Genomic DNA, 13169 nt, shown 5'->3' with positions numbered 1-13169 from the left:
GACATCACCGCGCATGCGCGGCCTGATCCAGCGCCCGGTTGAGGGCAATCACGTTGATCCGTGGTTGCCCGAACACGCCCCATTGGCGGTCCTGCAGCTGTGCATCAACCAAGGCCTGCACCTGGGCCGGTGGCAAGCCACGCGCAGCGGCCACGCGCGCCACCTGCACCTGTACGGCAGCAGGCGACAGCTCCGGGTCCAGGCCGCTGGCCGACTGCGTGACCAGATCGCCAGGCACGGTGGCCGGATCGATCTTCTCGCGCGCTGCGGTGGCAGCAGTGGCTTCGCTGACGCGCTTGACCAGGTCCGGATTGCTGCGCGCCATATTGCTGCCGGCCGCGGCCATCGGGTCGTAGTTGGCCGCCGAAGGACGGGTCTGGAAATAACCGTCGCCGGCAAACGGCTGCGCCAGATACAGCGAGCCACGCACCTGTCCGTCGGCATCGCGGATCAGGCTGCCATCGGCTTGTGCCGGAAACAGCGAGCCGGAGATGCCGGTGGCCAGCACCGCATAGACCAGGCCGGTGCCGAGCAGGCCGAACAAGGACAGACCAATGGCCGGTCGCCACAACGGGTTGCCAGAACGAGGGGAGGAGTTCATTGAGGTGTTCATGCGCCAAATACCAAAGCAAGCAGGAGGTCGATGGCCTTGATGGCCGCAAATGGCAGCAGCACGCCGCCCAGGCCGTACACCAGCATGTTTCGCCGCAGCAGCGCGGTGGCGGTGGCCGGACGGAAGCGCACACCGCGCAGGGCCAGCGGGATCAGGGCCGGGATTACCAGTGCATTGAAGATCAGCGCTGCCAGCACCGCATTGCGCGGACTCGACAGCTGCATCACGTTCAAGGCTGCCATCGACGGGATGCTGGCAGCAAAAAGCGCCGGCAGGATCGCGAAGTACTTGGAGACGTCATTGGCCAGCGAGAAGGTCGTCAGCGCGCCGCGGGTGATCAGCTGCTGCTTGCCGACTTCCACCACTGACAGCAGCTTGGCTGGATCCGAATCCAGATCGACCATGTTGCCGGCTTCCTTGGCCGCCTGCGTACCGGAGTTCATCGCCAGGCCAATATCGGCCTGGGCCAACGCAGGTGCATCGTTGGTGCCGTCGCCGACCATTGCCACCAGCCGACCGCCGGCCTGTTCGGCGCGGATGCGTGCCAGCTTGTCTTCCGGCCGCGCCTGCGCGATGTAGTCATCGACACCGGCCTCGGCGGCGATGGCGGCGGCGGTAAGCGGATTGTCGCCGGTGATCATCACCGTGCGGATACCCATTGCCCGCAGCTGTGCGAACTTTTCGCGCATGCCGTGCTTGACCACGTCGGCCAGTTCCACCACACCGAGTACATGCTTTCCTTCGCTGACCACCAATGGCGTGGCGCCGCCACGGGCAACCTGGTCCACGCGTGCCTGCAGTTCGTTCGGCACGCTGCCGCCCAGCGCCAACACATGTGCGGTGATGGCATCGGCGGCACCCTTGCGGATGCTGCGGCCGTTGTCCAGGTCAACGCCGGACATGCGGGTTTGTGCGGTGAAGGAAAGGTACTCCGCCTTTTCCGGTTCGGCGGTGGTGCAGGCCTGCTCGCGGGCCAGACGTACGATGGATTTGCCTTCCGGTGTCGGGTCGGCCAAGGACGACAGCAGTGACGCTTCACGCAGCTGTGCGGCGTCGATGCCGGCCAACGGATGGAAGTGGGTAGCCTGACGATCGCCGTAGGTGATGGTGCCGGTCTTGTCCAGCAACAGCACGTCGACGTCGCCGGCTACTTCCACGGCCTTGCCGGATTTGGCCAGCACATTCGCCGACAGCGCACGGTTCATGCCGGCGATGCCGATGGCCGGCAGCAGGCCGCCGATGGTGGTCGGAATCAGGCAGACCAGCAGGGCGATCAGCAGCAGCGGATCGACGGTGACGCCGACAAAGCCTGCAATGGCCGGCAGCGTTGCCACCACCACCAGGAAGGTCAGCGACATCGCCGCCAGCAGCAGGGTCAATGCGATCTCGTTCGGCGTCTTCTGACGGTTTGCACCTTCCACCAGCGCGATCATGCGGTCGAGGAAGCTGTGGCCCGGCTCGGCACTGACCCGCACGATGATCTCGTCGGACAGCACCTTGGTGCCGCCGATCACGCCGGAGCGGTCGGTGTCGGCCTCGCGCAATACCGGTGCCGATTCGCCAGTTACGGCAGCTTCGTTGATGGTGGCCAAGCCGCGCACGATCTCGCCATCGGCCGGCACGAACTCACCGGCGCTGACGATCACATACTCACCCGGGCGCAGCTCGGCAGCGGGGACGCGGCTTTCGGTCGCGCCCTGCAACGGCGTGGTGACACGCCGTGCGACCAGGTCCTGACGTGCTCGCCGCAGCGACGCGGCCTGACCACGACCACGTGCTTCGGCCACGGCTTCGGCGAAATTGCCGAACAACACCGTCACCAGCAGGATCGCGGTAACGGCCAGGCCGAAGCCCATCGGCGCATGGCCGCTGAGGGTGACGATCAGCGCCAGTGCGGTGCCGACCATCACCACCGCCATCACCGGGTTGTGCAGCAGGTGCAGCGGCGACAGCTTGCGTACCGAGTCGAGCAGCGCACGGCGCAGGCCGGCTGCATCAAGCAGGGCGGGGCGGCGCGATGCCGCAGGAGAGGCAGAACGGTTCATGGGGGCGTTCACGGTGACGGGGCTCCCTGCAGGGCCAGCAGGCTCAGGTGTTCGGCCACCGGGCCAAGCACCAGCGCTGGCAGGAACTGCAGCACGGTAAGGACGATGACCACGCAGATAAGCGTCAATGCGAAGGTCGGGGTTTCAATCTGCAGGCTGCCGGCGCTTTGCGGCACCTGCCGTTTTGCTGCCAGCTGGGTGGCGATGATCAGCGGGATGATCAGGATCGGGAATCGACCCAGTGCCAACACCAGCGCGCAACTCAGGTTCCACCAGACGGTGTTGTCAGCCAGCCCTTCAAAGCCCGAGCCGTTGTTGGCATAGGCCGAGGTGAACTCGTAGAACACCTGGCTGATGCCATGGAAGCCGGGGTTGGAGGTGCCGGCCAGGCCGGGCACGGCCAGGGTCAGCGCGGTCAAGCCAAGCAGGGTGATCGGCTGCAGCAGCACCAGCACTGCGAGCAGGCGCACCTGCGGTGTTTCCAGTTTGCGACCCAGCAGTTCCGGCGTGCGTCCGGTCATCAGGCCGGCCAGGAACACCGCCATCATCAGATAGACCAGGAACTGCTGGATGCCGCAACCAATGCCGCCCCAGATCGCGCTGACCAGCATGTTGACGATGGGCATCATGCCGCCGAGCGGGCTCAATGAATCATGCATGCCGTTGACCGAGCCGTTCTGCACCTGGGTGGTGATGGACGACCACAGCGCTGTGCCATCGGCGCCGAAGCGGGCTTCCTTGCCTTCCATCAGCAGCGCACTGGCGGCGCTGGCGCTGTGACCTTCCAGCCACAGGCTGGCGCCGGTGGAGAGCACCGACATGGTCAGCATGCAGCCGAACACCAGGGCACCAAAGCGGCGTCGGCCGGTGAAGGCACCGAGCATGCAGATGATGGCCATCGGAATCAGCAGGATGCCGATCAGTTCCAGCGCATTCGACAATGGCGTCGGGTTTTCCAGCGGGAAGGCGCTGTTCGGACCGTACCAGCCGCCACCATTGGCACCGAGCTGCTTGGCTGCAACCATCGCCGCCACCGGGCCGAGCGGAATCTTCTGCGTTTCCATGCCGGCACTGGCATCAATCGGTGTGGCCTGGGGGCCAGCGGCCAACGTGGAGGGCACGCCCTGCCAGTTCAGCAGCAGCGTCCATACCAGACACAGCGGCAGCAGGAAGCGCAGGCACAGGCGCACGACGTCGGCGTAGTAGTTACCTACAGTCACGCGCACCGGGGTGTTGCTGGTGTCGCTTGTCGCCGGTTTCATGAACAAGGCACGCAGCGTTGCCACTGCCAGTGCCAGGCCCATCATCGGGGTGATCACCTGCAGGCCGGTGATGCCGGTCATCTGCGAGAAATAGGACAGCTGCGCCTGGCCGCTGTAATGCTGTTGGTTGGTGTTGGTCAGGAACGAGACCATGGTGTGGAACGCGGTATCCCAGCGCATGTTGGGGACGTTGTCCGGGTTCAACGGCAACCAGGCCTGGGTCATGAACACCGCCTGGGTCAGCACTGCCAACACCAGGTTGCTGAGCAGGAAGGCGACCACATAGCCGCGCCAGGACATGGAATGCTTGGGATCAACGCCGAGCACGCGGTACAGCGGCTTCTCGATCCAATGGAAGAGGACGTCGATACGCATCGGCGTACCGCGCATCAGCCGCGCCAGGTACAGGCCGAGCGGCCAGGCCAGCGCCAGGCTGGCCAGAATGATGATGATGGGTTCAATCACGACGGCGCTCCTCAGAACGACTCAGGTCGAAGGACCGCGTACAACAGGTAGGCAGCGGCGATCAGCACCACTACGCCGCACAACAGAGCAAGCCAGCCGGGCATGGAAACCTCGAATCAGGATCAGGACGCGGCCGGGGCTGCCGGAGTACGCGTCGGTGGACGGGTAGGGCGGCAGGCAGGCGCGAACGACAAGTCTGATCACCCCGATCAGGCCGCTATCGTCCGCCTGGGAGGCGTAAACGATCGACGCTGCTGGGGTTGGGTTGGCGTAAAAGGCGCGTAAAAAGTGGGGTTTTGGGGAGGGGCGGCTGACGGCGCGGTGGAAGCGGCGTCAAAGTCCAGAGCCAGAGCCCAAACTGAAGCCGAAGCGAGGTCCAGAGCCGAAGCCCCCTCATCCGCCCCTACGGGGCACCTTCTCCCGCAGGCGGGAGAAGGGACGGCGGTCATGGCTTGCGGCTGGCTCTGCTGTTGCTCGTAGACTTTCAGGCGCCCTTAGGCTTTCAGCAGCTCGCGGACTTGCGGCCGCAGGAAAGCCAATCCCTTCTCCCGCTTGCTCTGCTGCGACTCTGCTGCAGTTCGTGGACTCTCAGGTGCACGTGGACTTTCAGCAGCTCGCGGACTTGCGGCCGTAGGAAAGCCAATCCCTTCTCCCGCTTGCGGGAGAAGGTGCCCCGAAGGGGCGGATGAGGGGAAGCTTTTAAACAAAAAAAGCGGCCCGAAGGCCGCTTTCATTCTGAGTCCGACAGTTTATTTGGAAAGCCCTGCCGAGCATGGCTCGGCACTACCGCTTTCAGCCCTTGGCTGGCTCTGCGCTGGCCGCAGGTGCGGCAGCGGCCGAAGCCGGCGCTGCAATCCCCTTCAGCTCGCGGTACCGCGCCAGGCTCTCGGCGATCTCGACTTCCAACGCCTGCCGCTGCTGCTCGAAGGCAGTCTGCAGACGCAGCTGCGCCAGCAGTTCGTTGTGGCGCTGGCGGATTTCACCGGCCTGCTTGTCAGGTACCTTCTGCCCGGCCAGCTCCCTGTTGCCGGCGCCAGCAAGCTGGGAGGCAAGGGCCCCACGCAGGCTGGTCACGTTGAAAATCGCAGTCTTGATGTTGTTGTCGACGATCGCCGTGCGCTCACTGAATACACGGCGTAGATCATCTTCGCTGCCATAAGTGGACAACATCGCCTGCTCGGTACGCTTGCGCGTATCCGCCGCCGCCGCGTCCACTTCCTGCTGGGCTTTGGCCAGGGCTGCGTCAGCACGTTCTTCGGCCGTGAGCGCGCGCTGCACCTCCGCACCTCGTATACCACTGCGTGCGTTGAACTCCTCGCGCGCCTTGTTCACCGCTTCCGGTGGCAAGGTGTCCGAGCAGATGCGCTTGCCGCCTTCATCCCAGCAATACAGCTTCTTGCCGGCATTCGACGGCGCGTTCTGGGCGAACGCGGGCAGTGCCAGCGCAGCCAGCACCAACAACAACGTTGCAGCGTTTTTGGACGGATTCGGCACCATGGCAGCCCCCTGCTATCAGCCTGTCGGATTGCTCCCGTAGCGGCCACGGTAGGCCAGCAACGGTTCGCGATAGCCAACAAGTTCCGGGTTCCCGGAGGCGAATGCAAGCAGGTCGGCCAGATTGGCGACGGCGATCACCGGAATGCCGGTTTCGGCAGACACCGCCTGGGCGGCCGAACGGCGGTCTTCTTCCGAAGCGATCTCCTGGCGGTCCAGTGCCACCACGATACCGGCCGGGATGCCCTTGGCCTCGCGGATGATGGCCAGTGCCTCACGGATGGCAGTGCCGGCGGTGATCACGTCGTCGACGATCAGGACACGCTTGCCGGCCATGTCGGCGCCGATCAGGGTGCCGCCTTCGCCGTGGTCCTTGGCTTCCTTGCGGTTGAAGGTCAACGGCAGGTTGCGGCCGCGGTGCGAGAACTCGCAGGCAATGGCGGTAGCCAGCGGGATGCCCTTGTAGGCCGGGCCGAACAGCTGGTCGTAGGCAATGCCGGCGGCATCGATGGCGTCCGCATAGCAGTTGCCCAGCTCGGCCAGGGCCAGGCCGGTGTCAAAACGGCCGGCATTGAAGAAATACGGGCTTACCCGGCCGGACTTGAGGGTGAACTGGCCAAAACGCAGCGCGTCGGCATTCAGCGCCAGCTGCAGGAAACGGGAACGGTGGTCACTCATGTAAATACGCTGTCTTATCGTCTATTGAGGCTCCTAGGGTAAAGCATGGCCCCTGCAATTGCTGCGCTGCGGGTCCGGACCGCACCTGGCCCTTGGGCCGAAGTGCTGTCAGGGGAAAACCCCGGCCTGGTTTGTCGACCGCCCCGGTCCGGGCGGTATGCTGTGCCGGTCTTGAGCTTTCCCAACAGCGGTCCTTCATGCGTATTACCAGCTTCAATGCCAACGGCATCCGTTCGGCCACCACCAAGGGCTTCAACGAGTGGTTCCTGTCCCAGCAGGCCGATGTGCTCTGCATCCAGGAAACCAAGGCGCAGGAGTCGCAGCTGACCGACGCGCTGTTCCGCCCGGATGGCCATCACTGCTTCTACCGCGATGCCATCACCAAGAAAGGCTATAGCGGCGTAGGCATCTGGAGCCGACGCGAGCCGGACGAGGTGCGTACCGCACTGGGCTGGGCACCGTTCGACGACGAGGGCCGCTACATCGAGGCACGCTTCGGCAACCTCAGCGTGGTTTCGTTCTATATCCCGTCCGGTTCCTCGGGTGATCTGCGCCAGGGCTTCAAATATGAAGTGATGGAGTGGTTGAAGCCGATCCTCGACGAATGGCTGGCCAGCGGCCGTGATTACGTGCTGTGCGGCGACTGGAACATCGTGCGCAGCGCGCTGGACATCAAGAACTGGAAGTCAAACCAGAAGAACTCCGGCTGCCTGCCGCAGGAGCGCGACTGGATGAACGGCTTCTGCGCCGACCAGGCCGAGCTGACCGATACCGCCAATGGCCGTGGCTGGGTCGATGCCTACCGCGCGCTGCACCCGGAAGGCCAGGACTACACCTGGTGGAGCAACCGCGGCGCGGCCCGCGCCAACGATGTTGGTTGGCGCATCGACTACCAGTTCGTGACCCCCAGCCTGCGCGAGCGCATGCGCGGCTGCTCGATCTATACCGGCCAGCGCTTCTCCGACCACGCCCCGTTCACCGTGGACTACGACCTGTGACTGAAGCGGTAGTGGAAGCCCCGCCGGCCGGGTTGCAACGCCTGCGCCGGTTGTTCGTGATCCTGCTGCTCGGTTTCGCCTCCGGCCTGCCATTGGCGCTGACCGGTGGTGCGATGCAGGCGTGGCTGACGGTGGACGGGTTGGACCTGGTCACGCTCGGCTTCCTGTCGCTGATCGGCATCCCGTACACCTTCAAGTTCCTGTGGGCGCCGCTGATCGACCGCTTCGATCTGCCGGTGCTAGGCCGCAGGCGCGGCTGGATCGTGCTGATGCTGTTCGCGCTTGGCGCGGCACTGACCTTCATGAGCACGCTGTCGCCATCACGCAACCTGGCGTTGTTCGCCTCGGTGGCGGTGCTGGTGGCTTGCTTGTCGGCCACGCTGGACGTGGTGATCGACGCCTACCGTACCGATCTGCTGGCACCGGCCGAGCGCGGCCTGGGTGGTTCGTTGACCGTGCTGGGCTACCGGTTGGCGATGGTCCTGTCCGGCGGCATCACCCTGATCTGGGCTGAGCAATGGCAGAGCTGGCCGCAGGTCTACCGGGTGATGGCCGGCCTGTCGGTGGCGGTGGGTGCGTTGGCGCTGCTGCTGATGCCGCAGCTGCCGGAGCGCTTCAAGGCACCGGTCTCCAAGGCTGGCGGTGAGCTGCGAGGTTTCCTGGCGCTGGTCGCCGGCGTCGCGCTGGGTGCATGGCTGGCGCATCAGGCACTGGTGCTGTGCGGATTGGATCCGGACAGCGCGGATCGTTGGGTGCGATTGGTGTTCGTCGTCACCCAGATCGCAGCAGCAATGGTGTTGGGGCTGGGCGTTACCCGCTGGGTGCGGTTCGAGACGCTCAATGCATCGCTGCGCAGCTATTTCGGCATGCGCGGCGCGGGTGCCTTCCTGGCACTGGTGGTGCTGTACAAGGTGGGCGATGCGTTCGCGCTGAGCCTGTCCACCCCGTTCCTGCTCAAGGGCATGGGCTTCAGCCAGGCTGAAGTGGGCTTGGCCAACAAGACCATCGGCCTGCTGATGACGATAGTGGGTGCCATCGTCGGCGGTTTCTTCCTGCTGCGTCTGCGCCTGTCGACCGCGGTGATTGGTTTTGGCGTGTTGCAGCTGGTTTCCAATCTTGGCTTCTACCTGTTGGCGCGGGAAGGGGCAGGGGCATGGGGTACGGTTGAAGTGCCGGCGTTCAACCTGTTGATCGTCCACCTCGACCATCCCACACCGATGGATGGCCTGCTGTTGTTCGCCCTGAGCCTGGACAATTTCGCCGGTGGCATGGGCACGGCCGCGTTTGTTGCGCTGCTTAGCGGCCTCTGCGGTACACGCTTCTCGGCCACCCACTACGCCTTGCTATCGGCATTCGCGACCCTGGGGCGGGTGTTTGTCGGGCCGTTTGCCGGTGTGTTGGCCGACGCCTATGGCTGGCAGATTTTCTTCCTGGTCTCGGTGGTAGTAGGCATGCCAGGCCTGCTGATGGCGTGGTGGCTGCGCCGCGAGGTTGACGCCACCACCCAGCTGTCGCGCGCGGGTTGATCTTGCGCACCGATTGAATCCTCCGGCGGTGTCGTTGATGATGCCGCCGGGGGATCCACCGACAGTAATGTGGTGCACATGGCCGACGTGACTCTGCGGGATATCGATCCGTTGCTGATGGAGCGCATTCGTCGCCTTTCGGTGGCGCGCGGCTGGACCCGCGAGCAAACCTGCCTGGCCCTGCTGGAGCAGGGGCTGTTCACCAGCGAACACAATGTGCGCGGCGGATTCGAGGACCCGGAAGTGGACGTCCTCTCCGAAGCCATCAAGGCCCTGCAGGCCCTGCCAACCGGCAGCGACATCTAAGCCCCTGTAGAGCCGAGCCATGCTCGGCTGGGGCGTTCCCGGTAAAGCCTCTGCCGAGCATGGCTCGGCACTACCGCCTACCGCCAACCGTTCACGCCAAATGAATCGCGCCCAGAATCCTCGGCCCACGCGCGCCGCTGACGCTGGGCAGGTTGCCCGGCCGCCCGGCCAGGGTTTCCTGCGCCAGCCACGCAAACCCCATCGCTTCCATGTAATCCGGGTCCAGCCCATGCTCGGCGCTGGAGCCGATCAGCACGCCCGGTAGCCGCGCCTGCAACCGCGACAACAACTGCGGATTGCGCACACCACCGCCACAGACCAGCACGCGCCGCGCAGCTGGCAGCTGTGCCAGCAGCGCATCGGCCACCGTGGCTGCGGTCAGCTCCAGCAAGGTCGCCTGTACATCCGCAGGTGACAACGAGGCCGCACCGAGCTGCGCCTCCACCCATTCCAGGTGGAACTGCTCGCGTCCGGTGCTCTTCGGCGGCGGCAACGTGAACCAAGGCTCGGCCAATAGCCGACCCAACAACGCTTCATCCACCCGACCACTGGCAGCAAACGCCCCATCAGCATCAAACGCATGACCAAGATGACGCTGGCACCAAGCGTCCAGCAAGGCATTGGCCGGGCCGGTATCAAAGCCGCGGATGCTGCCATCGCGCGCAATCAGGCTGAGGTTGGCGATGCCGCCGAGATTGAGCACCGCGCGGTCTTCGTCGGCGCTGCCCAGCATCGCCAGGTGGAAGGCCGGCATCAGCGGCGCGCCATGCCCGCCAGCAGCGACATCGCGACGGCGGAAGTCGGCAACAGTGGTGATGCCAGTCAGCTCGGCAATACGGTTGGCATCGCCGATCTGCCAGGTGAAAGCCGGGTTGCTCAACGGGCGGTGACGGATGGTCTGGCCGTGCGAACCGATCGCTCGCACCTGCGCGCGCTGCACACCGGCGTCTTCCAGCAGCTGGTTGGCGGCCGCGGCGAAGGCGATGCCGACACTGGCATCCAGTTGCCCCAGCGCATCCATCGATGCGGGCTCGCCGCCCTGGCCCAGCGCGATCAACGCGTCACGGGTGGCGCCATCCCAGGCATGGGTAAGACCGTGCACGAAGCGGCAGCCGCCACTCTGCGGAAACTGCACCAGCGCCGCATCGATGCCGTCGGCACTGGTGCCGGACATCAAGCCAAGGAACAGGGGCAGCTGTGGATCAACAGAGGTCATGGCGGTCGCCAAAAAGAAACGGGCAGGGAAGCTTCTAGCTCCCTGCCCGTATCGTCAACGGTGTTGCGCTGGCTCAGCCGCGCTTGCCGCCTGCTGCCGGTGTGGCAGCCGCCGTCTGTGTTGCTGCCGGCTGCTTGCTGTCGCCAGCATCGGCGTAGATCAGTTCTTCCATGCCCTGGATGCGCGCCATCGCCGGTGCGGTCTGTGCGCGGAACGCGGCCAGATCGGCGCCCTGCAGCGGCTGCGGCGGCGGCATCGTCACCGACAGCGGATTGCGATGGACGCCGTTGACGCGGAATTCGTAATGCAGATGTGGGCCGGTCGACATGCCGGTGGAGCCCACGTAGCCGATCACCTGGCCCTGGTTCACGCGCTGCCCGGCACGGTAGGGGCCAAGCCGCGACATATGCCCGTACAGGGTGGTGTGGCCGCTGCCGTGGTCGAGGATCACCACATTGCCGTAGCCGCGCTGGGTGCCTGCAAACTGCACGCGGGCATCACCGGCGGCCATGATCGGGGTGCCGGTACGCGCTGCGTAATCCACGCCCTTGTGGGTGCGCATGGTGCCGAGAATCGGATGGCGCCGGGTGCCGTAGTTCGAGCTCAGGCGGGCGAACTGGATCGGCGAACGGATGAAGCTCTTCTTCAGCGAGCGGCCGTTGAGGTCGAAGTACTCGGACTTGCCATTGCGATCAAAACGGAAGCCGGTATAGGTCTTGCCGCCGGTCTGGAAGGTCGCCGCCAGGATCTTGCTGGTGTCGATGCGCTCGCCTTCGCGCCAGGTTTCGTCCATCACCACGCTGAAGCGGTCGCCTGGCTGCAGGTCCTTGGAGAAGTCGATGTCGTACTTGAAGATCTCATCGGTCATCGTGGCGATGGCCGATGGCGACAAGCCGGCCTTGCGCGCGGCGTTGTACAGCGAACTGGTGATTTCACCGCTGGCCACCACGGTGCGGGTGCTGGTTGCACGCTCGCTGACTTTTTCGCGGATCTGGTCGCCCTGCAGGCTCAGCTCAACGCGGTGGTTGCCATCGCGGTCGAAGCGGATGCTGCGCAGCGTGCCATTGACCGGCAGGTCGAAGGCGATTTCGGCGCCCGGCCGCAGCTTGGTCAATACATCGCGGGTGCCGGGATGATCGAGCACCTTCTGCATCGTGCTGGCCGGCACGCCAGCGGCGGCGAACAGGTCACTCAAGGTCTGGCCGCGCTCCACCCGCTGGATCTGCCAGCTGTCACCCGGGGTTTCACCGCGTCGCGCCAAGGACAGCGGCGGCAGCGGCAGGGCGAGCGTGGAGTGGGATGACGGCAGGTTGCTGTCGATGGCGTTGGAAAAGCCCGGAACAATCGTCGCCGCCAGCGCACCGATGGTGACGAACAGGCTGGCGTGGATCCAATGCCGCCGGCTCCAGCGTTCGTTGAACGCGGCGGGCAGATGTTCCTTCAACTTCCGATGCAGGGCGTTGTCGTGCAGGACGTGCAGTCTTTCCTGGAAGCGCTGTTTGCGCGCGGAGCCATGATCGGGTTGGGACATCGGTCGGTTCTCTGGTCGACCCGGATCGCGGGCCCAAACGCAGGTAACATAGACACCTATCAATACCGCGTCAAACCATTGAGCCGCATGGCTTTTCGATCGGTTAACGTGGTTAACTTGTACTTAACACCATTCATGTTTTTGACTGCGAAGTCGGGAGTTTTAGCGTGTCCTCGATTGATGAAGCCCTTGCCCTGATCGGTCGCGGAGCCGATGAAATCCTCAAAGTGGAAGACCTGCGCCAGCGTCTGGAAAGCGGCCGCCCACTGCGCGTGAAGGCCGGCTTCGACCCCACCGCACCGGATCTGCACCTCGGCCACACCGTCCTGCTGAACAAGCTGCGTCAGTTCCAGGACCTCGGCCACCAGGTCATTTTTCTGATCGGCGACTTCACCGGCATGATCGGTGACCCGTCCGGCAAGAGCCTGACCCGCAAGCCGCTCAGCAAGGAAGACGTGCTGGCCAATGCGCGCACCTATGAAGAGCAGGTATTCAAGGTGCTGGACCGGGAAAAGACCGAAGTCCGCTTCAATTCCGAGTGGTTCGGCAAGATGAGTGCGGCCGACATGATCCGCCTGGCCGGCCAGCACACCGTCGCCCGCATGCTCGAGCGTGACGATTTCGCCAAGCGCTATGCCGCCCAGCAGTCCATTGCCATCCATGAATTCCTCTACCCGCTGGTGCAGGGCTACGACTCGGTGGCACTGGAAGCGGACGTCGAGCTCGGCGGCACCGACCAGAAGTTCAACCTGCTGATGGGCCGTGGCCTGCAGGAAAACCACGGCCAGAAGCCGCAGATCGTGCTGACCATGCCGCTGCTGGAAGGCCTGGACGGCGTCAACAAGATGTCCAAGTCGCTCAACAACTACATCGGCATCAGTGAGCCGGCCATCGACATGGTCACCAAGACCATGAAGGTGGACGACACCTTGATGTGGCGCTGGATCGACCTGCTCAGCTTCGACATCTCCATTGACGAGGCCAGGCAGCTGCGCGCCGATGTCGAGGCCGGCACCATCAACCCGCGTGAGATCA

At 64.6% G+C, this 13169-nt stretch carries 12 protein-coding genes (1 of these 12 running past the window's edge); 4 read left to right on the top strand and 8 right to left on the bottom strand.

The window, feature by feature from the left end; translation table 11 throughout:
* Window positions 1-4: 4 nt before the first annotated feature.
* The 6 genes from kdpC to pyrE form a co-directional block, all read right to left on the bottom strand.
* Window positions 5-601 (bottom strand): potassium-transporting ATPase subunit KdpC, encoded by a 597-nt coding sequence (kdpC, locus tag Q5Z11_RS19045; RefSeq protein WP_303747840.1) that lies wholly within the window; start codon window positions 599-601, stop codon window positions 5-7.
* Window positions 602-609: 8 nt separating this feature from the next.
* Entirely contained in the window at window positions 610-2658 is a 2049-nt protein-coding gene (gene kdpB, locus Q5Z11_RS19040) for a potassium-transporting ATPase subunit KdpB (protein WP_303747839.1), read from the bottom strand.
* 8 nt (window positions 2659-2666) lie between these two features.
* Entirely contained in the window at window positions 2667-4385 is a 1719-nt protein-coding gene (gene kdpA / locus Q5Z11_RS19035) for a potassium-transporting ATPase subunit KdpA (protein WP_303747838.1), read from the bottom strand.
* 11 nt (window positions 4386-4396) lie between these two features.
* Window positions 4397-4489, bottom strand: a complete 93-nt coding sequence (locus Q5Z11_RS19030; protein WP_054660392.1) for a potassium-transporting ATPase subunit F — start codon at window positions 4487-4489, stop codon at window positions 4397-4399.
* Window positions 4490-5177: 688 nt separating this feature from the next.
* The gene (locus Q5Z11_RS19025; RefSeq protein ID WP_405051622.1) at window positions 5178-5882 is read right to left on the bottom strand and encodes a hypothetical protein; all 705 of its coding nucleotides are present in this window, start codon (window positions 5880-5882) and stop codon (window positions 5178-5180) included.
* A 15-nt stretch (window positions 5883-5897) separates the two neighbouring features.
* The gene (gene pyrE / locus Q5Z11_RS19020; protein ID WP_303747837.1) at window positions 5898-6557 is read right to left on the bottom strand and encodes an orotate phosphoribosyltransferase; all 660 of its coding nucleotides are present in this window, start codon (window positions 6555-6557) and stop codon (window positions 5898-5900) included.
* A gap of 197 nt (window positions 6558-6754) precedes the next feature.
* Here pyrE and Q5Z11_RS19015 point away from each other — a divergent pair, with 197 nt between their 5' ends.
* The 3 genes from Q5Z11_RS19015 to Q5Z11_RS19005 all read left to right on the top strand — a co-directional run bounded on the left by Q5Z11_RS19015 (window position 6755) and on the right by Q5Z11_RS19005 (window position 9387).
* Window positions 6755-7555, top strand: coding sequence for an exodeoxyribonuclease III (locus Q5Z11_RS19015; RefSeq protein ID WP_303747836.1), 801 nt, complete (start codon window positions 6755-6757; stop codon window positions 7553-7555).
* A complete protein-coding gene (locus Q5Z11_RS19010) occupies window positions 7552-9081 on the top strand; it encodes an AmpG family muropeptide MFS transporter (protein ID WP_303747835.1) in 1530 nt (509 codons plus the stop codon). Before Q5Z11_RS19015 ends, Q5Z11_RS19010 begins: the two co-directional genes overlap by 4 nt.
* 78 nt (window positions 9082-9159) lie before the next feature.
* A complete protein-coding gene (locus Q5Z11_RS19005) occupies window positions 9160-9387 on the top strand; it encodes a hypothetical protein (RefSeq protein ID WP_303747834.1) in 228 nt (75 codons plus the stop codon).
* 91 nt (window positions 9388-9478) lie between these two features.
* Here Q5Z11_RS19005 and Q5Z11_RS19000 read toward each other — a convergent pair whose 3' ends face one another.
* Window positions 9479-10603 (bottom strand): anhydro-N-acetylmuramic acid kinase, encoded by a 1125-nt coding sequence (locus Q5Z11_RS19000; RefSeq protein WP_303747833.1) that lies wholly within the window; start codon window positions 10601-10603, stop codon window positions 9479-9481.
* A gap of 73 nt (window positions 10604-10676) precedes the next feature.
* On the bottom strand, window positions 10677-12134 hold the full coding sequence (locus Q5Z11_RS18995) for a peptidoglycan DD-metalloendopeptidase family protein (protein WP_303747832.1): 1458 nt from the start codon (window positions 12132-12134) through the stop codon (window positions 10677-10679).
* A 167-nt stretch (window positions 12135-12301) separates the two neighbouring features.
* Here Q5Z11_RS18995 and tyrS point away from each other — a divergent pair, with 167 nt between their 5' ends.
* Window positions 12302-13169: the 5' portion of a tyrosine--tRNA ligase gene (tyrS, locus tag Q5Z11_RS18990; protein ID WP_303747831.1), read on the top strand. The gene runs 347 nt beyond the window's last position; the window shows 868 of its 1215 coding nt (coding positions 1-868); it begins with the start codon at window positions 12302-12304; the stop codon falls past the right edge of the window.

The organism is Stenotrophomonas sp. 610A2 (genome assembly GCF_030549615.1).
Taxonomy (GTDB): Bacteria; Pseudomonadota; Gammaproteobacteria; order Xanthomonadales; family Xanthomonadaceae; genus Stenotrophomonas; species Stenotrophomonas pigmentata.
Note: the sequence above shows the minus strand (reverse complement) of the source record. Positions and strands in the feature narration are given on the sequence as shown.

What these genes read in the sequence shown, in the direction of transcription:
- Q5Z11_RS19025 (WP_405051622.1), bottom strand. Translation starts at nt 5,882, where the DNA reads ATGGTGCCGAATCCGTCCAAAAACGCTGCAACGTTGTTGTTGGTGCTG.
- pyrE (WP_303747837.1), bottom strand. Translation starts at nt 6,557, where the DNA reads ATGAGTGACCACCGTTCCCGTTTCCTGCAGCTGGCGCTGAATGCCGAC.
- kdpC (WP_303747840.1), bottom strand. Translation starts at nt 601, where the DNA reads ATGAACTCCTCCCCTCGTTCTGGCAACCCGTTGTGGCGACCGGCCATT.
- Q5Z11_RS19030 (WP_054660392.1), bottom strand. Translation starts at nt 4,489, where the DNA reads ATGCCCGGCTGGCTTGCTCTGTTGTGCGGCGTAGTGGTGCTGATCGCC.
- Q5Z11_RS19015 (WP_303747836.1), top strand. Translation starts at nt 6,755, where the DNA reads ATGCGTATTACCAGCTTCAATGCCAACGGCATCCGTTCGGCCACCACC.
- Q5Z11_RS19000 (WP_303747833.1), bottom strand. Translation starts at nt 10,603, where the DNA reads ATGACCTCTGTTGATCCACAGCTGCCCCTGTTCCTTGGCTTGATGTCC.
- kdpB (WP_303747839.1), bottom strand. Translation starts at nt 2,658, where the DNA reads ATGAACCGTTCTGCCTCTCCTGCGGCATCGCGCCGCCCCGCCCTGCTT.
- Q5Z11_RS19005 (WP_303747834.1), top strand. Translation starts at nt 9,160, where the DNA reads ATGGCCGACGTGACTCTGCGGGATATCGATCCGTTGCTGATGGAGCGC.
- Q5Z11_RS18995 (WP_303747832.1), bottom strand. Translation starts at nt 12,134, where the DNA reads ATGTCCCAACCCGATCATGGCTCCGCGCGCAAACAGCGCTTCCAGGAA.